Source organism: Ochrobactrum sp. AP1BH01-1 (assembly GCF_018066705.1).
Classification (GTDB): Bacteria; Pseudomonadota; Alphaproteobacteria; order Rhizobiales; family Rhizobiaceae; genus Brucella.
The window spans coordinates 286,583-305,576 of record NZ_JAGPOU010000001.1 but is presented as its reverse complement, the minus strand read 5'-3'; the positions used below and the strand labels follow the sequence as shown (position 1 = coordinate 305,576).

Sequence of the window (18,994 nt, the reverse complement as noted above, 5' to 3'; positions counted from 1 at the left end):
TTTTGCTGGAAATGCTCTAACTTCCCTCCTCGAAACTGAAGGGCGGCAATTGCTCCAGTGCCGATTTCAGCGCTTCCGACCAGCTTTCCGATACGGTTTGATAATAAGGATCGGTAGCCTCGAACCGCTTGCGTGTTCCGGGCTCGAAACTGTCGGCTTCATAGATCTGCATGTCGAGCGGCAGCCCCACCGAAAGATTGGCTTTCAGTGTGGAGTCGAACGAGACGAGCAACAGCTTCACCGTCTCCTCGAAACTCATCTCCTTTTGATAGGCGCGGACGAGGATGGGTTTGCCGTACTTGTTTTCACCAATCTGGAAGAAGGGCGTGTCTGCTGAACTCTCGATGAAGTTGCCTTCCGGGTAGATATAGAAAAGGCGCGGCTGGCCGCCCTTGATCTGCCCGCCGAGAATGAACGAGGCGCCAAATGCATCGGCGTTCTGACCTCCGGTTGCGGAGTTCTGGATCACTTCCTTGACCGTATCGCCGACAAGACGTGCCACCTGAAACATGGAGGGCGCATCGAAGACCGACGGGTGTCTGTCTGCCGGAGCCTTCATGCGTTCTTCCAGAAGACTTGCCACCGCCTGGGTTGTCGCGAGATTGCCTGCTGAAAGCAGAACGATCACCCGTTCACCCGGCTTGGACCAGCTTCGCATCTTCGGGAAGACGGAGATATTGTCGAGCCCGGCATTCGTCCGCGTATCGGACATGAACACAAGGCCACGATCGATTTTCATTCCAACGCAATAGGTCATGAGCAATATCCGGCAGGCAACAGGCTATCCAGAGGATCACTGCCCTACATTGATGTGAACCGCAAGGCTTTCCATAGCACTGCCGAGCCGCACGCCCGAAATCGGCGCTGCATCGCGGTAGTCGAGCCCGGTTGCAATCCGCACATAGCGGTCGTTCGGGCAGATATTGTTGGCGGCATCGAACCCAACCCATCCAAGGCCGTCGATATGAGCTTCCGCCCATGCATGGCTTGCGGTCTGTTCCTCGACGCCTTCCATCATCAGATATCCAGAGACATACCGTGCCGGTACGCCTAACTGCCGAGCCGCCGACAGAAAGATATGGGTGTGGTCCTGGCAGACGCCTTTGCCGGATTCCAGTGCATGTTCGGCATCCGTGGAAACACTCGTCGTTCCGGGCATATAGGCGACTGCCTTGTGTATGGCGTTCATCAGATCGTGCGTCAGGGCAAGCCGTTCCTGCCCGGTCTCGAGATCGCCAGCCAGAGCCTTGATGCGCTCGCCCGGCATTGTCAGCGGCGTCTCACGCTGAAAGAGCCATAGCGGCGCAAAGCCATAGACAGGCCCGAGCACGCCGGCTCTGTCTTCCACGTCGATGCTGCCGCTGGCGGTTATGATGATCTCGCTGACGTTTCGTGCGTGCTGGACAAGGTCCGTCTTGTTGCCAAAACCGTCGACATAGGAAACCTCCGGCTCTCCGCCTTCGATTTTCAGCTCCCAATGCCTGACCACCTGACCGGGCACCGTTGGCGGACGCAGCCGCAACCTTTGCACGGCATAGGGAACCGGATGCTCATAGCGATAATGCGAAACGTGCCGGATATTGAGCAGCAAGCGAAGACCTCAATTGAAATTATAGGTTTCAGCGATCTCGTTGCCGAGCCGGTTGTTGCGGGTGATGAATTCGGTCAGGAATTCATGCAGGCCCATATCGAAGATCGCAGATATGTCCTGATTTTGCAGGCTCGCATAGATTTTGTCCGCTGTCTCGTGGCAGGCCGCGCGATTGTCATAATCTTTGGACAGGTAATCCAGATGTTCGGCAATGCTGCGATAGCAATAATGAAGCGACCGTGGCATGCGGCCGTTGAGGATCAGATAGTCAGCGACCTGCGCCGGACGGTAGTCGCCATCATAGACCCACCGATAGGAACGATGCGCCGAAACAGAGCGGAGAATGGACTCCCATTGGTAGTTGTCGAGCGTCGTGCCGACATAGGAAATGGCGGGCAACAGAACATAATATTTCACATCGAGAATACGGGCCGTGTTGTCGGCGCGTTCGATGAACGTACCGAGGCTTGCGAAATCAAAAATTTCGTTGCGCAGCATCGTGCCGTGAAAGGCGCCGCGAATGAGCGCCGTCTCCCGCTTTATCTGGTCGAGAAGTTGCGGAAGATCGCTTTCCTTCAATGGCTTGCAGAGCGACTTTTTCAGTGACATCCATGCTTCGTTGACGCTTTCCCACGCCTCACGCGTCAGTGCCGTGCGCACCATGCGGGCATTGGAGCGGGCGGTTTCAAAGCATGTCATCACGCTTGATGGATTGTCCGCATCGCGCAGCAGAAAATCTGCAACATTGGCGGCGTTATAGACATCATATTTAGCGGAAAAACCCTGGCTTGCACCCGCCGAAACCGCAACCGATGACCATTCTTCCGGTGCATCTGACGTTTTCGTCAATGCCATGCGCAATCCCGCGTCAACGAGACGTGCCATGTTTTCGGCGCGCTCGATGTAGCGGAACATCCAGTAAAGTCCGTTTGCCGTACGGCCAAGAAGCATAAATCATTCCCCTTTTCGCGCCCTGATCTTTTCGTCAGTTGCAGCACGTCAATCCAGTTGTTTCAGTCGTCGAGTACCCACGTATCCTTGGTTCCGCCGCCCTGGCTGGAATTCACGACGAGCGATCCCTCCTTCAAAGCCACGCGCGTAAGTCCGCCGGGCGTGATGCGGATGCGATCCGAGACCAGAACGAAGGGACGCAGATCGACATGGCGCGGCGCCAGCCCGCTCTTGGTGAAGATGGGCGTCGTTGAAAGCGCCAGTGTGGGCTGCGCGATATAGTTGCGCGGCCTTGCTTTCAATTTTTCGGCGAAAGCATCGCGTTCGGCCTTTGTCGAAGCCGGTCCGACCAGCATTCCATAGCCGCCCGAGCCGTGGACTTCCTTGACGACAAGCTCGGCAAGATTGTCGAGCACGTATGCGAGGCTGTCCGGTTCGGAACAGCGCCATGTCGGAACGTTTTCGAGAATGGCCTTGCGGCCCGTATAGAACTCCACGATTTCCGGCATATAGGAATAGATCGCCTTGTCATCGGCAATGCCGGTTCCCGGTGCGTTGGCAATCGTGATATTCCCGGCCCGGTAGACATCCATGATACCGGCAACACCAAGTGTCGAATCCGGCCTGAATGTCAGCGGGTCGAGAAAAGCATCGTCGACACGCCGGTAGAGCACATCGATGGCGCGATAACCTTGCGTCGTGCGCATCGCCACACGTCCATCAACGACGCGCAGATCGCTTCCCTCAACCAGTTCGACGCCCATCTGATCGGCAAGGAATGCATGTTCGAAATAGGCGGAATTGTAGATGCCCGGCGTAAGCACCGCGACGGTCGGCACACCCTGCGTACCAGGAGGGGCAACACTGGCGAGTGACTGGCGCAGCAATTGCGGATAATTCTCGACCGGACGCACCTTGACGTTCTGGAACAGCTCTGGAAAGAGCTGCATCATCGTTTCGCGATTTTCCAGCATATAGGAAACGCCGGATGGCGTGCGGGCATTGTCCTCCAGAACATAGAACTGGTTTTCGGCCGTGCGCACGATATCGACGCCGATAATATGAGTATAAACATTGCCCGGTGGACGGAAACCGATCATTTCCGGCAGGAAGGCCTCATTTCTGGAAATCAGCTCTTTGGGAATGCGCCCTGCCCGGACGATCTCCTGCCGGTGATAAATATCATCGAGAAAGGCGTTCAGCGCCATGACGCGCTGCTCGATGCCCTGTGACAGACGCCGCCATTCCTGCCCTGAAATAATGCGCGGGATGATGTCGAACGGGATAAGGCGCTCGCCCGCCTCCTGATCTCCGTAGACGGCAAAGGTGATACCCGTTTTGCGGAAAACGCTTTCGGCGTCATCGCTCTTCTGAAGAAGTTTGTGCGGGTCTTGGCTGTCGAGCCATTGCTTGAGAAATTCGTAAGGCTGGCGGACATTCCCGCCATGGTTGAGCATCTCGTCGAATGGCTTCACTTAATTCCCCTTCTTTTCCCCTATTATTCGGTCCGGACTCAGGGAAAAGCAAGCATGGAAATCATGCAAAAGCGCAAAGCTGGGTTGCGCAACTTCATGGCGACAAATGTTCCGCAACGCGATCTAATACGCACGCGAATGCAATATCAGCGATAGATCAGCCCGGTCGATGGGCCTTTACGACTGCCGGATCGGTGTCGATCCACCCTGCTCCAATGAGATCGAGACAATAAGGCACCGCTGGAAAAATCGCCTGCAAGGTCATGGCAATCGAAGCGGGCTTGCCGGGAAGATTGAGGATGAAGCTTTTGCCGCGGCTGCCTGCCGTCTGGCGGGACAGAATGGCGGTCGGGGTCTGCTCAAGGCTGACGCGGCGCATCAATTCACCAAAACCGGGCAGTTCCTTGTGCAAGACGGCCTGCATGGCTTCCGGTGTTTCATCACGTTGGCTCGGTCCCGTGCCGCCCGTCGTCAGGATGAGATCACAGGCCTCGTTGTCGCTAAGATCGATAAGCGTATCGCGTACAGATTCCATACCATCGGGAATGACACGGCGGATCGTTTCATAAGGCGTGACGACAGCGCTCTTTATCCATGCTTCCATGGCCGGGCCGCTCAGATCTTCGTATTCACCGCGACTTGCGCGGTCGGAAACAGTCACGAAACCGATCTTTACCATCACATCCTCACTCAAACGTCAGTGGTCTTATAAGCGTTCGCCGGTTTGATGTGAAGGTTTGTAACCGCAAATGAAAACGCCGCCTGAAGGCGGCGCTTTGCATATGATACAGGTCAGAAGTTACGGCGTAACGTCGAAGCCGAACCACTTTTCCGACAGGCGCTTGATCGTGCCGTCCGCCTTTGCTGCTTCGATGGCTTCATCGAACATCTTCTTCAACTCGGTATCGTCCTTGCGCAGGCCGACGGCAACGCCACGGCCCAGAATGCCGCCCTTGAAGAAAGGACCCGTCATGACAATGTCTTCATTGCCCGGCTTCTTGGCAGCGTCGGTGAGGTAAGCGAGCGAAGCCACAATCAGGTCAACACGTCCGGACTTCAGGTCGAGGTCATGCTGTTCCGTGGTCTTGTATTCGCGGATGTCGATATTGTCCTTGAAGTATTTGTCGAGCAGCGTCAGGCCGAGCGAAGCGGTCTGAACGCCGACAGTGCGACCCTTGATTTCAGCCGATACTTCATCGATTGCCTTTTGCGCAGCAGCTTCATCCTTGGCGAGATAAAGGGTTTCGCCGGTATGGGGCAGCTTTGCGTAAGGGCTGTCCTTCAGCGTTGCGAAGGTCTGCGGCGTCAGGCCGTAGGAAATCGAGAAGCTGATGGTTTCTTCGCGCTTTGGCGTTGCCGTCAGGCCAGCCATGATCGCATCGAACTTGCCGGCATTGAGCGCGGGAATGATGCTGTCGAAAGGCTGCGCAACCATCGTGCACTCGACCTTCATGCGGGCGCAGAGGTCCTTATAGAGTTCGACTTCATAGCCATCCAGCGAGCCATCGGGCTTGGTGAAGTTGTACGGGCGGAAAGCGCCTTCCGTGGCGATGGTGATCTTCGTCCATTTCTTTTCCTCGGCATGGGCCGAGATGCTCGTCAGAGCAAGAGCGGAAATGAACACGGCTTTGAACAGTCCGATGGTCTTCATTGCAGTTATCCTGTTGCGGGTGTTTCTGTCCGGCTGGCGCCGGAACACAGAATTTGGAAATCGAAGCGGCTCCGCTAAGGGAAGGTCATCAGAACCGCTCTGACTATCTGATTTTATCGCCAGCCCTTCGCAAAGCCGTTTTCGGGCCTTGCCGGGAATGTTCTAGGCAGCGTTCTCATGGCTGATGAACTTGCGGAAACGTTCCGACTTCGAATTGCCGAACACGTCTTCGGGCGCGCCGTCTTCCTCCACCAGTCCCTGGTGGAAAAATACCACGCGATTGGACACGTCGCGCGCGAAACCCATTTCGTGCGTCACCACCAGCATGGTGCGGCCTTCTTCGGCAAGTCCGCGCATGACGCGCAGCACTTCACCGACCAGTTCCGGATCGAGTGCCGAGGTCGGTTCATCGAACAGCATGACCTTCGGCTTCATCGCCAGCGCGCGGGCAATCGCGGCGCGCTGCTGCTGGCCACCCGAAAGGTGGGCCGGATAGAAATCCCGCTTGTCGGCAATGCCGACCTTCGCCAGCAGGGCTTCTGCTTCCGCCACGCATTCTGCACGCGGACGTCCCTGCACATAGATCGGCGCCTCGATGATGTTTTCCAGAATGGTCTTGTGGGACCACAGATTGAAGCTCTGGAATACCATGCCCAGTTCCGAACGAATGCGCGAAACCTGCTTCTTGTCCGTCGGGTAGGCTTCACCCTTCGCATTCTTCGCCATGCGGATGGTTTCGCCCGAAACCGTAACCGTGCCCGACGTTGGAATTTCGAGAAGATTGATGCAGCGCAGGAAGGTCGACTTGCCGGAACCGGAAGAACCAAGGATCGAAATGACCTCGCCCTCGCGCGCTTCGAGCGAGATGCCCTTCAGCACTTCGTTGGCGCCAAAGCTCTTGCGCAGGTTTTCGACTTTCAGCGCCACCGGTGCATTGGGGGAAACGATTTTGCTCACGATGTTTGTCCCTCGGAGGAAAGCTTGACGACCGGCTGGCGCAGATAAGGGGTGAGCCTGTATTCTGCGAACATCAGCACACGTGTCAGGACGAAGTTGATGGCAAGGTAGATCGCACCGGCGATCACGAAGATTTCTATGGCCCGATAGCTCTCGGCGATCAGCTTTGCCGCGATGCCGGTCACTTCCATGAGCGTGATGATCGATGCAAGCGAAGTTGCCTTGATCATCGAGATCATCTCATTGCCATAACCCGGCAGCGCCTGGCGGATGGCAAGCGGCATGACGATGCGGCGGAAGCAGGTGATGGATGACATGCCACAGGCTTTCGCGGCTTCGATCTGCCCATGCGGCACCGACAGCAAGCCACCGCGAATGATTTCGCTCGCATAGGCCGCATTGTTCAATGTCAACGCAATGATCGCACACCAGTAAGGTTCGCGTAGGATGGGCCATACAAACGAATAGCGAATGACCGGAAACTGGCTGAGACCGTAATAGATGATGAATATCTGCACCAGAAGCGGCGTTCCACGAAACACGAAGACGTAAAGGCGGGCAATCCAGTCCAGCACCCTGACGCCCGACAGGCGCATCATGGCAAAAAGCAGCGCCAGAATGGCGCCGAAGACGATGGAAGTTGCCGCAAGCTTCAACGTCAGCGGCACACCGCCCAGCATCTGGAAGAATGCATCGGAATAGAATTCGAGGTTCATTTTGCCCTCCGGACGCCGCGCGAGAAGTGGCGCTCGGCCAACTGCAGAAGCCCGCCGGAAACCGACGAAATCAGCAGGTAGAGCGCACCGGCAATGAGGAAGAAGTTGAAGGGCAGACCTGTCGAGCCAGCGCCGATCTGTGCCTGGCGCAGAAGCTCGACCACGCCGGCAACGGATACCAGCGCGGATTCTTTCAACGAAACCTGCCAGACATTGCCAAGGCCCGGCAATGCGTGCCGCAGCGCGAGCGGCGCGATGATACGGCGGAATTTCAGCATCCGGCCCATGCCGCAGGCGGTTGCCGCTTCGATCTCGCCCTTGAATACAGCCCGGAATGCGCCGCGGAACACTTCGGTATGATGCGCACCGCAGGAAATGCCGATTGCCAGTACACCTGCCAGAAAGCCCGGAAAGCCGATGAAGCCTTCCGCACCAAAATATTTGCCGAGAGCGGTAACGGCTGCGCTCCCACCGAAATAGAACAGATAGATTACGAGAAGATCCGGTATGCCGCGAATGATCGTGGTGTAGCCGTCGGCGACGGTGCGCAGCGTGCGCCCGCCGGAAATCTTCGCCCAGGCGGCAAACACGCCGATGGTGGCGCCAAGCAGGAAGCCCAGAACAGCAAGGGCCACGCTCACAAGCGCGCCCATCATCAGCACATAGCCCCAGCCGTCCGGACCGAAACTCAGAATATCGAGAAAGCCCATCTGCTTCATGATGCGCCAGGCCTTGTGAGAATAGAGGGGTTGAATGTCATTTGGATTGTCAAAAACTGTCTGCCTGTCTGCATTATTTCGCACTTTCGGGCAGAGCGGGTTGAACGCTGTCCGGAGTTGGATTGACGAAAACGGTTCCGCCGAGCCGTTTTGCGTGATCCTGCTTTGCTTTCTCGATCTGCGCCGGATCGCGGAGCAGCTCGATGGCCGTGCTGCCCATGACCTTCGCAGCATGGGCCATGCCCTTGTGCGCTGCCGGCAGCTTGCCCTGAGCTACCATCTGCCACGAATGAAGCGGCGTACCGATCGCGCAGGTCGCACCGCGCATCTGCACCGTTGGAACAACCCAACTGACGCTGCCCACATCGGTGGAGCCGACGAGAGTATTGTCGCCCTTATAGGGCGTATAGATATCTTCGCAAAGCGATAAGCCCTCTTTTGGCTCCACGCCGAAGCGGCGGAAGGCATCGGAAATATCTTCCTTCGAAAGCGTCTTCTGAAAATGGCTTGCGGTTTCGCGGTCCTGATCGTCGAAGTCCGGAGGTCCGAGACGCTCAAGCTGCATCTGCATCAGCTGTTCAAGTGGGGTATTGCCGATCAGGTCGGCATCGCCGCTGATAATCTCGCTGCGAACCGTCGTTTCGGTCATCAAGGCGGCGCCGTCGGCGATCTTCTTGACACGCTCCACAAGCACCTGCATTTCCGGCAGGCTGCGGGCGCGTACCAGATAGCGCACCGTTGCCTTGGCCTGCACGACATTTGGAGCGACACCGCCCGCATCGGTCACGGCGTAGTGAATACGGGCTGTCGAGGGCATATGCTCTCGCATATAGTTCACGCCAACATTCATCAGTTCAACCGCATCGAGCGCACTGCGTCCCAAATGTGGCGCCGATGAAGCATGGGCGGCACGACCGCTGAAGTGAAAATTGATTTCATTGCAAGCAAGCGAGACCGGATCGTTCACGCCCGCGAATGGCGCTGGGTGCCAGCAGAACGCGATATCGACATCGTCGAACAGCCCCTCGCGAACCATGAAACCCTTTGCCGAGCCGCCCTCTTCAGCGGGGCAACCATAGTAACGCACGCGGCCCTTGATGCCCTGTGCAGCAAGATAATCCTTTACGGCGGCAGCCGCGAGCAGTGAACCCGCACCCAGAAGGTTGTGACCGCAGCCATGTCCGTGCCCGCCTGCTTCGACAGGCTTCTCTTCGACCAGCCCCGATACCTGGCTCAAACCCGGCAGCGCATCGAACTCACCAAGAATGGCAATGACCGGACCATCCTCGCCAGCTTCGCCCATTACAGCCGTTGGCAACCCTGCAATGCCGCGTTCGACGCGAAACCCTTCGGCTTCCAGCATTGCGGCGTGGGCATCGCTCGATTTGTATTCTTCGTAATTTGTTTCAGGATTATCCCAAACCGTATCGCTCAGTTCGAAATATGCGGCGCTCTTGGCGTCGACGATATCCCAGATATCGTGATGGTTTTTCAATTTGGCTCCATCGCTCATTTTACCGCCGCCGCACCAGATGGTCGCGGACCGGAGGTTTCGGCATCAAGGTTGCCGATCCTTCCTTGGGCTGCAATTTTTGATGATGCTGATAGAACTCGGGCCCCGCTCCCGCAAGGGCAGATCGGAAAGTTGAAGCAAAATTGCATATTTTCAGGCGGTTTGCCGCCCTCTATTTGCCGTTCCGGTCCAGTTTCCCCGATTGAAGTTGGCTTCCGGCCTCCCACACGCCTCAACATTCCTCGCACCTGTACTGAGGAGTACCCGAGAGAAATGGCGATGAGTAGCCGTGATATTGATCAATATTTTCGTAATTTTTCTCAAAATGATATGTTTCACATCACAAAACGGCGAAACGCAGCCAATACTGCCCCGTTTCCCTTGAGTATCCCTTGATGAAAAGTTAGTTCGTGGAGCGAACCGAAGTTCCAGGGCAACATTTATGATAGAGACAAAGAAGCTCACAAATTTCACCATACGGCCGCTCGAAAGAAGCGAAGTGACGGACATCTGGCAAATTGATCGCAGCGAAATCATCGAGGAAATGTATCGTCTGGAAGGCGAACAGCTTCTGCTGGAGCCGCGGTTTTATGATGTGCGCGGCTGGCCGGAAGGCGAAGCGGAAATCTACACGCCTATCCTGCTCGACTGTTACGACCATCAAGGCGTGTTGCTCGGGGCCTATCTCGGTGACACTCTGGTGGCCGTCGCGGTAACGGATGTGCGCCCTGTCCGCGCCTACCCCGAACTGTACCAGCTTGGCTTCATGCATGTCGGCAATACCATCCGGGGCCTGGGGCTTGCAGGCGAACTCTACCGGCGCAGCATGGCCATTGCGAAGGAAGCCGGAGCGAAAGGTTTCTATATTTCTGCAACGCCCACTCGCCGGACCATCGATTTTTATCTGAAGCAGGGAGCGAAAGTCACGACGACACCCGATCAGCTGCTCTTCATGCGCGAACCGGAAGATATTCACATGATCCATCGCTTCAGCGACCAAGCTTCTTGACGCGGAACCGAAACCGCTATCATCGTCAGCCATGCGTATTCTGCTCGTAGAAGACAATCTTACCCTTGCAAACTGGCTGGCAAAAAGCCTGCAGCAGTCGAACTATAGCGTCGATACGGTGCACGACGGGACCGATGCGGAACAGGCGCTCGCTTTCACGGAATACGATCTGGTGGTTCTGGATCTCGGCCTGCCGGACAAAACCGGGCTCGACGTGCTGAAACATGTCCGCAGCAGAGGCAATGAAGTGCCTGTCATCATATTGACGGCCAACGCAAGCCTTGATGGACGTATCCGGGGATTGGATACCGGTGCTGACGATTATCTGGCAAAGCCTTTTGAACTCAGCGAGCTCGAAGCGCGCATCCGTGCCCATCTTCGCCGGTCCAGCCAGCGCACAGCACCTGTCGTGACCTGTGGCCTGCTGCGTTTCGACACCAACACCCGGCTGTTTTCGCTTGGAGATGAGCCGCTATCACTTGCGCCGAAAGAACATGCAGTTCTTGAACAGCTTCTCCGGCGCATTGGAACCACTGTCAGCAAGACAACGCTTGTTCAAGGCATTTACAATTTCGACAGTGAAACTGACGAAAACGCCATCGAGATTTACATTCATCGCCTGCGCAAGAAGCTGGAGGGCAGCAAGGTCGAGATCGTAACTTTACGCGGCCTCGGCTACCTTTTGCGCGAAGCGAATTGATATGGAACGCCTGTTCATCCGCCTCTCCCAAAGCCTGCGCGCGCAACTCGTTTCATGGATTGTGATCCCGCTGATTGTGGTGGCCGGGATCAATCTTTGGACTGCATGGCGCGCGTCGGAAAATATGGCCGGGATCGTGTCAGACAGAATGCTGACGGCGTCTGCGCGTGCTATCGGCGAAGCGACTGCCGCATCGCACAATGCCATCGATGCCGTCATCCCGCCGGTCGCGCTCGAAATGTTTTCAACTGGATATGGGGACCGGGTCTATTACCGGGTCGAGACATCGGATGGGCGTTTGCTGGCAGGTTTTCCCGATTTACCCAAACCGGCTGAAATTGCCAATTACGACCCAACTCATTACGAGGGCAATTATCGCGACCATCCCTTGCGCCTCGTCGTCCTGCGTCATCCTGTTGCTGCGCCATCCAGCCTGCCTCAGGCCGTTGACGTGGTCGTGGGCGTCACCCTTTCGGGATACACGGCCATGCAGCGGGAACTATGGTTGAACTCCGTGCTGGAGCAATCCCTGCTTATTATTGTCGCCGGAGCCCTATCGCTATTGGGCTTGCGCTTCGTGTTGCGCCCACTGATCCGGCTTCGCAACGAAGTCCGTAATCGCACATCGGAACTGGAACCATTCGATCCGCAGACCGTCCAGACCGAACTCCGACCTCTCGTCACAGCGCTCAACCAATATATGGAACGCGTGCGCAAGCAGATGTCGGCGCAGCACCGTTTCATCCAGAACGCAGCACATCAGTTGCGTACACCGCTTGCAACACTTACGACGCAGGCCAGTTTCGCAGAACGGGCAACCGGTGAAGATGACCGCAAGGATGTTCTGGCAGGCATCAAGAATACGGCCATGCAGCTATCGCGGCTGGCCGGACAATTGCTGACGCTTTCCCGCGCCGAACCGGGCAGCAGGCGTCCCCGTGCCGATCGGGTTGATCTGGCGGCAGCGGGGCAACAAATTCTGGAAAGCCTTGCGGGCAAAGCCTTCAACCGCCAGATCGATCTCGGCTTCGAGCTTAATGCGACCAAGCCGATCATTTCCGGCGATGGCACCATGCTGCGGGAAATGATCGTCAATCTGGTGGACAACGCTCTCACCTACACGCCCGAAGGCGGGAGGGTAACGCTCATGGTCGAACAAGACGGGACCAAGATCCACATACGGGTCGAGGACAATGGACCCGGCATCCCGGCTGGCGAATACGAACATGTTTTTGAACGTTTCTACCGCGTTCCGGGCACAGTTGCGGAGGGAAGCGGGCTCGGTCTTGCCATTGTACGTGAAGTTGCCGACGCAGCGGGCGGCGATGTGAAGCTTTCCCAAACGAAAGGCGGCGGGCTTACGGTGACTGTCACCATGCCCGCCGCCTGACACATAGCAATTATCTGGCTATCAGCTTCCCTGTTCGGAAAGTGCCTGTGGACGCCATTTCACCAGATGGTTTTCAACCAATGTGATGATATATTCCACGACGAGTGCCAGCACCGCCAGAATGATCATCGCAGCAAAGACGCCGTTGGCATTGAATGTGCCCTGTGCTGTTGAAATCATCAGGCCGACGCCCTTCTTGGCGCCAAGGAACTCACCAACGACAGCGCCGACGAGCGCAAAACCGAAGCTGACGTGAAGGCTGGCCAGAATCCAGCTCATGGCTGACGGCACGATGACGGTGCGTGTGATCTGCGACCGGGATGCACCCAGTATCTGCGCATTGGCAATGAGCGCGCGGTCGGCTTCGCGCACGCCCTGAAACGCATTGGCAAACACGACGAAGAACACCATGACCACGGCCAGCGCTACCTTGGAAGCCATGCCGAGACCAAGCGCGATAATGAAGATCGACCCCAGCACGACGCGCGGGATGGAATTGGCAATCTTGATATAGATCGAGAACACATCGGCGAGAAACTTGTTGCGGCCGAGCAGGATACCGCAAATGACCCCACCAACAGCGCCGATCAGGAAGCCAAGCGCGGTTTCCTCAAGCGTTACGATAATCTGTTCAGAAAGCGGTCCCTGTGACGTGCCTTCGGTGATCCATATCCATATCTGGTCGGCAATGCCGGACGGACTTGCAAAGAAGAAAGGATCGATCAGGCCGGTCCGTGCGCCGAGTTCCCAGCCGCCCAGCACGGCGACGAGAATAGCAAGGCGTACGAGGATAACGACCGCGCGACGACGGCGCATATCGGCACGAAATTTTGCTTCAGTGCGGGCAAGTTCGTCGGCACTTGCATTGACCTGCAAGGTTGCGGACGCGGAGAGAGCTTGTGTTGTCATATCATTTCTCCGGTTAGTTTCCGTTCGCCAAGGCGCGCTTCTGGCCGATCTGCACTTCCTCGCGCAAATCGTCCCAGATGACCTTGGCGATATCGACAAACTGGCTGTCGTAGCGGATGTCTTCCATGACGCGCGGGCGTGGTATGTCGATGTCGTAGACGCTCTTGACTGTAGCCGGGCCTGCGGTCAGCACATAAACCTTGTCGGCGAGCGCAATTGCTTCTTCGAGATCGTGCGTGACGAAGATGACGGACGCGCCGGACTGCTGCCAAAGATCGAGCAATTCGCCCTGCATCAACGTGCGGGTCTGCACATCAAGCGCGCTGAACGGCTCATCCATGAGCAGGATCTTCGGTTCGTTGATGAATGTCTGGGCCAGCGCCACGCGCTTGCGCATACCGCCCGAAAGCTGGTGTGGATAGTGCTTTTCAAAGCGGGCCAGACCGACGCGGGCGATCCAGCTACGCGCTTTCTCATAGGCTTCTTCCTTGCCCATGCCGCGATAGCGCGGGCCGACGCTCACATTGTCGATCACATTGAGCCAGGGGAAAAGAGCATCCGCCTGAAACACGAAACCGATATCAGGGCTGATGCCCTCGATAGGCTTGCCCATCAGGCGAACTTCGCCTGCACTTGGCTTGGCAAGACCGGTCACGAGATTAAGCGTCGTCGACTTGCCGCAGCCGGTCGGACCGACAACACAAGCAAATTCGCCCTGCGCGACATTCATGGTGAAGTCGCGCAATGCGGTCATCATCTTGCCGTCGGGGGTGACGAAACGGCGGGTTACGTTGTTGAGCGCGATTGCAGGCACGCTATTGCCAGCTTTCTCACGCGCAATGGTTCTGGTGGCTTCCATCAGCATGGGTTCCTCGCGGGTACGCGGCACCGCTCGCGCGACATCTTGCTGGAAATGCTCAGTCGCGTCTCTGCAATGCGGTTGAATCTGTGGAGGGCAGCGTGACTGACGCTCATGTTTGAACGTCAGTCGAAGGCCGTTTATTTCGCAGCGTCGAGCGTTGCGTTGGCCTTGTCCACGAATTCGGTCGTAAAGGTCTTCGACAGATCGATCTGCTTTTCCGGAAGCGGCTTCTTGAAGGTCGCTAGAACCTTGAGCACGGTTTCCGGGCCGTCTTTCGGCATCCGGCCGTCTGGCGTGTACTGTGCCTTACCCTCGGCAAGTCCCTTTACGTAAAGGTCCTTGTCGCCGACGTAATAGTCCTTGGGCATCTGGTCGGCGATTTCTTCGGCACTGTGCGAAGCGATATAGCGCATGGTCTTGACCAGGGCGTTGGCAAGTTTCTGCGCGTCTTCCTTGTGCGTCTCAAGCCACGCACTCTGCACGTAGAACGACGCAGCCGGGTATGGTCCGCCAAGTGCTTCGATCGTCTTGTCCGGTGTGCGCATGTCGACCAGCACCTTGGCGTCGCCGCTCTTCAGCATATTGGCGACGGTCGGCTCCGTGGTCATGCCTGCCTGAACGGCATCCTGTTTGAAGGCAGCAATGAAAGTATTGCCCGCACCAACTGGCAGCAGCGTGTAGTCACCCTGCTTGAGGCCATTGCGTATGGCAAGGTACTGGGTCAGGAAGTCCGTGGAAGAGCCGAGACCGGTGACGCCGAGAGTATGCCCCTTGAAATCGGCGGGCGACTTGATCTGGTCGGCATACTTGCTGGAGACGAGCTCCACCTCACCCGGTGCCTGGCTGAACTGGACGATGGACTGAATGAACTTGCCCTTCGATTGCAGATCGATCGTGTGGTCGTAAAAGCCCACTACCGCCTGAGCTGCACCCGCCAAAAGTTCGTTTTCCGCATCCACACCCGCGCGGCTGTTGATCAACTCGACGTCAAGTCCTTCATCCTTGAAGTAGCCGAGTTTTTCCGTCAGCACTGCCGGAAGGTAAATCTGCTTTTCCATGCCGCCGACGATCACCGTCAGCTTTTCGGCATGGGCCGCGCCTGCGCCAATTACCATCGCGCCGCCGATAACGGCCGCGCCAAACAGATGGCGACATGAATCGATAGAGATTTTCATCTATGCTCCTCCGAGAGCTCCTGTCGGCCCGGCAATGCCAGACCCCTCCTGATATGTGCCGATTCCTCAATCGGTTCTAAACGGTTACAGCAGGCAAGCTTTCAATCAGCTTTCAACAAACTTGCAGCGAGTTTTCCAATCCGAGTTCGGAACCAGGGATTATCGCTATTTGTATCGGGAATAGCCGTGTCGCCAAAACACTATCGTGATGCGCTTGATATCGCTGTCACAAAACGATTGGTTGCTTTCCCCTTAAATTAGGGGTTCAATCAATCAAACGGGGAGGACCCCATGCCATTTCGCGGTAATAGATATCAAGGAACATATGCGCCCGGCGATCTTCAGGTGCTTCAGGCAGCCTACAACCGCTGTTGCGCATTTCTGGATCGGTGTCCCACAACCCACGTTGATAAAGAAACACTGGCGCGAGTGATCATAAGTACATATGAAGCCGGTGAATACGATCCAGAAAAAATCGCGGAAATCGTAGCTAAGCTCGAACTCGCCCGCGCTTAAGGTCAGTCAGTGTTGTGCAAACGCCCGGGTGAAGGACATCTATGTAATTCTCGTGCACTTGCCACACCTGAACATTTTACATAAAGTAAACAATTCTTGCCTATAAAGTTTTGCAATTGGCTATATTTTAGTATAGCTGATCGCACGGATTTATAGGCGGCGGGTGGAATGATCCGTCAGCCAGCCATATGCGGAATGCATAGAATGCCATTTTCGAGAGACTACTACTTCGGGCGCTTCAAACCCGCCGAATTGAAAGAGCTGCAAGCGGCTTATGTGAAGTCGTGTGAAGCAATGGCGCGTTGCCCGATTACCTCTCCCCATAAAGACGAGATGGCGCGAGAAATCATACAGATCTATGAGTGCGGTGTCTGCGAGGCGGAGAAAATCGCAGAACTCATGGTGCAGATTGAGGCGGTCAAGCCGCGCCCGGTGAGCGAACTGTTGCTCGCGCAGGTAAGCGCGATCCAACCCAAGACTGCCTGATCAATATCAATTCCATGCAAACACCCGGATGCGACGACCGCATCCGGGTGTTTTTGTTCAGCGTTGCGCAACGGGGCGAACGAGCGGTGTTACGCGACGGATTGTGACGCGACGATTTTCCTGTTCTGGTGCCTGGGTGCGAATTTTGAGGAAACGTTCGCCATAGCCCTGAGTCACGAGATTTTCGGCCGGAATATCATAGACTTCCGTCAGGAGGTTGGCGACTGATTCAGCTCGTTTGTCCGACAGGACCAGATTTGAGCGATCCGATCCGACCGCATCGGTATGTCCTTCAATGAAGAAGGTCTCCCCCGGATCCTTTGCCAACACCTTTTGCATGGCGGTTGCAACCTTGCGCAGCGTCTTGGCTTGCGACATCGAAACCTCGGCGCTTCCCGTCGCGAAGTGGATCGTATCCAGATCGATGCGGCGCACCTTGTCACGCAGACGGGCGGAGTGACGAACTTCGTCAATTGTGTAGACGCGCTCCACACGCTCCACCGGTGGCATGGCGAGAAAATCATAGAAATCACGGTCCGGATCGTCCGCAACGTCAATGATGTAATCTCTCACCGGAATGGTCAGACGCATCGGGGGCAGTTCATAACCCACATCAATAATCGAAGCGCGCGGACCGTCGTCATATTCGGGCGCATAGATCATCAGATATTCGTTGCCGTCGCGGTCGATGCGGGAACGCTGAAGAATATCGCCGTAACGATCATAAATCGTGACGATCTGGTTCCCGCCGGGACGAACGATGGTTTCGCGGGTGCGTCCACGCGGCAGTTCATCGTAATATGTTCGCTCGGCATCGCGGCGCAATCTCGGGCGATCATCGCCGCGAACAAAGATGCGGTCGCCAACATCCAGAATGACACGATTGTCGACTTCCTCTAGCACTTTGACGTTCGTGACATTGTTCGTCACGTTATTGACTGTCGTGTTGTTTACAACCGTATTGTTCACCACCGTGTTGTTGATGATGTTGGTGGTTTCAGGCACGGCGAAAACAGGCGCCTCCTTGATACGGGTGCCCTCTTCCTTGAGATTGGCTTCAATCTTCTGCGGCAGTGCTGCCTTCACCTCTTCTGGAATAGCGACCTGTGCCGCCGCATCATTTGCGGGTGGCGGGGCGTTTTCCTCGGCGGAGCGCTGCTGCTCGCGTTGCTTGCGGCGCTCTTCACGCGATTGGCTTCCACCGGAATTGTCAGCATCCTTGTCGCTGTCGAGAATGGCGGCGCCATTTTCAACGGGCAAGACAACCGTATCGTCCGTCTTGGCAGGATCTTTGGCGATCTCCTGCTTTTCCTCGGTCGAACGCTGATCGACTATTTCCGGCGTCGGCTTTTGCTGGCCCTCGGTCGATTGCGGCTGTTCAACCGGCTGCGCAGGCTGCGCTTCATTCTGTGGAGCTTCTGTTGCTTTCGGCTCCTGCGGCGGAACCTCTTCAGGATGTTCAACAATGGACTCTTCTGCGGGTTCTTTCTGCTGAGGCGTCGCCGGAGATGCTTCTGCCGGAGGCTCGGCTGGCTTTTCCGCTTGCGGAGCAGGAGCTTCCTTCACGGGCTTCTCGGGTGCGGGTTGCTCGGGCTTCGCTTCGGGCTCACTTGTAGGGGTTTCCTTCACAGGCTTTTCGGCGGGCGACGCCTGCTCCTGCGGTTCAGCGCCCTTGCGAGCAGCCTCTTCCTCTGCCTTCTTCTGTTCTTCAGCGCGGCGTTGGGTTTTTTCTTCAGCAGCCTTTTGCTGCTCTTCGCTCTGGCGCTGCGCCTCTTCCTCGGCTTTTTTCTGCTCGGCAGCCTGCTTGGCCTGTTCTTCGGCCTGCTTCTGCGCTTCGTGCTCAGCAGCTTTCTGCTTCTCCTCGGCCTGCTTCTGTGCTTCCCGCTCGGCAGCCTTCTGCTGTTCTTCAGCTTGGCGTTGCGCCTCTGCTTCCGCAGCGCGCTTCTGCTCTTCTGCCTGACGCTTGGCTTCTTCCTGAGCCGCCTTCTGCTGCTGTTCCTCGGCCCGACGACGGTTTTCCTCTTCGGCAGCGCGCTGTTGTTCTTCAGCACGACGCGCTTCTTCCTCCGCTGCCTTCTGCTGTTCTTCAGCTTCCCGCTGTTGCTGCAGCAACTGCTCTTCGGATGGCTGGTCCCCGTTTTCCTGTGCCAACAGGATTGGAGCCGTCAAGGTATCCGCGAATACAGGCTGCGCGAAAATGGACGCCGACAGAACCGGCACCGCAACCGTGGCAAGAAGCTTCGAACGAATAGACATATATCCTTCTCCTTCTGGAAGGCAGAATTGATGTGCGTCTGCCCATGGATTCGCAGGCAAAGACGCCGTACGTCGCCAGCGGTACCCACTAAATTGGGACAAATTCCGGCGACTTCAC

20 protein-coding genes are annotated in these 18,994 nt (G+C 56.5%); 6 read left to right on the top strand and 14 right to left on the bottom strand.

Going from position 1 to position 18,994, the window contains the following annotated elements:
• Nucleotides 1-16 precede the first annotated feature (16 nt).
• The 10 genes from J9800_RS01375 to J9800_RS01330 form a co-directional block, all read right to left on the bottom strand.
• Nucleotides 17-757, bottom strand: a complete 741-nt coding sequence (locus J9800_RS01375; RefSeq protein WP_114214993.1) for a proteasome-type protease — start codon at nt 755-757, stop codon at nt 17-19.
• A 36-nt stretch (nt 758-793) separates the two neighbouring features.
• Nucleotides 794-1,591, bottom strand: coding sequence for a transglutaminase family protein (locus J9800_RS01370; protein WP_114214994.1), 798 nt, complete (start codon nt 1,589-1,591; stop codon nt 794-796).
• Nucleotides 1,592-1,600: 9 nt separating this feature from the next.
• Complete coding sequence (locus J9800_RS01365; protein ID WP_114214995.1) at nt 1,601-2,542, bottom strand: alpha-E domain-containing protein; 942 nt, start codon at nt 2,540-2,542, stop codon at nt 1,601-1,603.
• A gap of 62 nt (nt 2,543-2,604) precedes the next feature.
• A complete protein-coding gene (locus tag J9800_RS01360) occupies nt 2,605-4,017 on the bottom strand; it encodes a circularly permuted type 2 ATP-grasp protein (protein WP_114214996.1) in 1,413 nt (470 codons plus the stop codon).
• A gap of 157 nt (nt 4,018-4,174) precedes the next feature.
• Nucleotides 4,175-4,696 (bottom strand): molybdopterin adenylyltransferase, encoded by a 522-nt coding sequence (mog, locus tag J9800_RS01355; RefSeq protein ID WP_114214997.1) that lies wholly within the window; start codon nt 4,694-4,696, stop codon nt 4,175-4,177.
• A gap of 120 nt (nt 4,697-4,816) precedes the next feature.
• Complete coding sequence (locus J9800_RS01350; protein WP_112589096.1) at nt 4,817-5,668, bottom strand: transporter substrate-binding domain-containing protein; 852 nt, start codon at nt 5,666-5,668, stop codon at nt 4,817-4,819.
• Nucleotides 5,669-5,830: 162 nt separating this feature from the next.
• On the bottom strand, nt 5,831-6,625 hold the full coding sequence (locus tag J9800_RS01345) for an ABC transporter ATP-binding protein (RefSeq protein ID WP_112589094.1): 795 nt from the start codon (nt 6,623-6,625) through the stop codon (nt 5,831-5,833).
• Nucleotides 6,622-7,341: an ABC transporter permease gene (locus tag J9800_RS01340; RefSeq protein WP_114214998.1), complete on the bottom strand. Its 720-nt coding sequence runs from the start codon at nt 7,339-7,341 to the stop codon at nt 6,622-6,624. The genes J9800_RS01345 and J9800_RS01340 overlap by 4 nt, the downstream gene beginning before the upstream one ends.
• A complete protein-coding gene (locus J9800_RS01335; RefSeq protein WP_114214999.1) occupies nt 7,338-8,060 on the bottom strand; it encodes an ABC transporter permease in 723 nt (240 codons plus the stop codon). Before J9800_RS01335 ends, J9800_RS01340 begins: the two co-directional genes overlap by 4 nt.
• Before the next feature lie 73 nt (nt 8,061-8,133).
• Entirely contained in the window at nt 8,134-9,573 is a 1,440-nt protein-coding gene (locus J9800_RS01330) for a M20 family metallopeptidase (RefSeq protein ID WP_114215000.1), read from the bottom strand.
• Between J9800_RS01330 and J9800_RS01325 the strand changes: the two genes are divergently transcribed.
• Genes J9800_RS01325 through J9800_RS01310 form a run of 4 tightly spaced genes read left to right on the top strand, consistent with a single transcriptional unit; the run spans nt 9,544 to nt 12,672 of the window.
• Nucleotides 9,544-9,969, top strand: a complete 426-nt coding sequence (locus J9800_RS01325) for a hypothetical protein (RefSeq protein WP_162792623.1) — start codon at nt 9,544-9,546, stop codon at nt 9,967-9,969. The two genes, J9800_RS01330 and J9800_RS01325, sit on opposite strands and share 30 nt — an antisense overlap.
• Before the next feature lie 46 nt (nt 9,970-10,015).
• A complete protein-coding gene (locus tag J9800_RS01320; protein ID WP_114215001.1) occupies nt 10,016-10,582 on the top strand; it encodes a GNAT family N-acetyltransferase in 567 nt (188 codons plus the stop codon).
• Between the two features lie 31 nt (nt 10,583-10,613).
• Entirely contained in the window at nt 10,614-11,282 is a 669-nt protein-coding gene (locus tag J9800_RS01315; protein WP_112589084.1) for a response regulator transcription factor, read from the top strand.
• A 1-nt stretch (nt 11,283) separates the two neighbouring features.
• Nucleotides 11,284-12,672 carry a sensor histidine kinase gene (locus tag J9800_RS01310; RefSeq protein ID WP_114215002.1) on the top strand — a complete coding sequence of 463 codons (1,389 nt, stop codon included), beginning with the start codon at nt 11,284-11,286 and terminating at the stop codon, nt 12,670-12,672.
• A 21-nt stretch (nt 12,673-12,693) separates the two neighbouring features.
• Here the strand turns inward: J9800_RS01310 and J9800_RS01305 are convergent, their stop codons facing one another.
• The 3 genes from J9800_RS01305 to J9800_RS01295 form a co-directional block, all read right to left on the bottom strand.
• Nucleotides 12,694-13,581: an ABC transporter permease gene (locus tag J9800_RS01305; RefSeq protein WP_114215003.1), complete on the bottom strand. Its 888-nt coding sequence runs from the start codon at nt 13,579-13,581 to the stop codon at nt 12,694-12,696.
• Nucleotides 13,582-13,594: 13 nt separating this feature from the next.
• Nucleotides 13,595-14,446 carry an ABC transporter ATP-binding protein gene (locus J9800_RS01300; RefSeq protein WP_114215004.1) on the bottom strand — a complete coding sequence of 284 codons (852 nt, stop codon included), beginning with the start codon at nt 14,444-14,446 and terminating at the stop codon, nt 13,595-13,597.
• Between the two features lie 134 nt (nt 14,447-14,580).
• Nucleotides 14,581-15,606: an ABC transporter substrate-binding protein gene (locus J9800_RS01295; protein WP_502696705.1), complete on the bottom strand. Its 1,026-nt coding sequence runs from the start codon at nt 15,604-15,606 to the stop codon at nt 14,581-14,583.
• Nucleotides 15,607-15,909: 303 nt separating this feature from the next.
• Here J9800_RS01295 and J9800_RS01290 point away from each other — a divergent pair, with 303 nt between their 5' ends.
• On the top strand, nt 15,910-16,134 hold the full coding sequence (locus tag J9800_RS01290; protein ID WP_112589074.1) for a hypothetical protein: 225 nt from the start codon (nt 15,910-15,912) through the stop codon (nt 16,132-16,134).
• 204 nt (nt 16,135-16,338) lie between these two features.
• Entirely contained in the window at nt 16,339-16,620 is a 282-nt protein-coding gene (locus J9800_RS01285) for a hypothetical protein (protein ID WP_112589072.1), read from the top strand.
• Nucleotides 16,621-16,677: 57 nt separating this feature from the next.
• On the opposite strand, the gene J9800_RS01280 is transcribed toward J9800_RS01285, so the two are convergent.
• On the bottom strand, nt 16,678-18,876 hold the full coding sequence (locus J9800_RS01280) for an OmpA family protein (protein WP_114215006.1): 2,199 nt from the start codon (nt 18,874-18,876) through the stop codon (nt 16,678-16,680).
• Nucleotides 18,877-18,994: the final 118 nt, after the last annotated feature.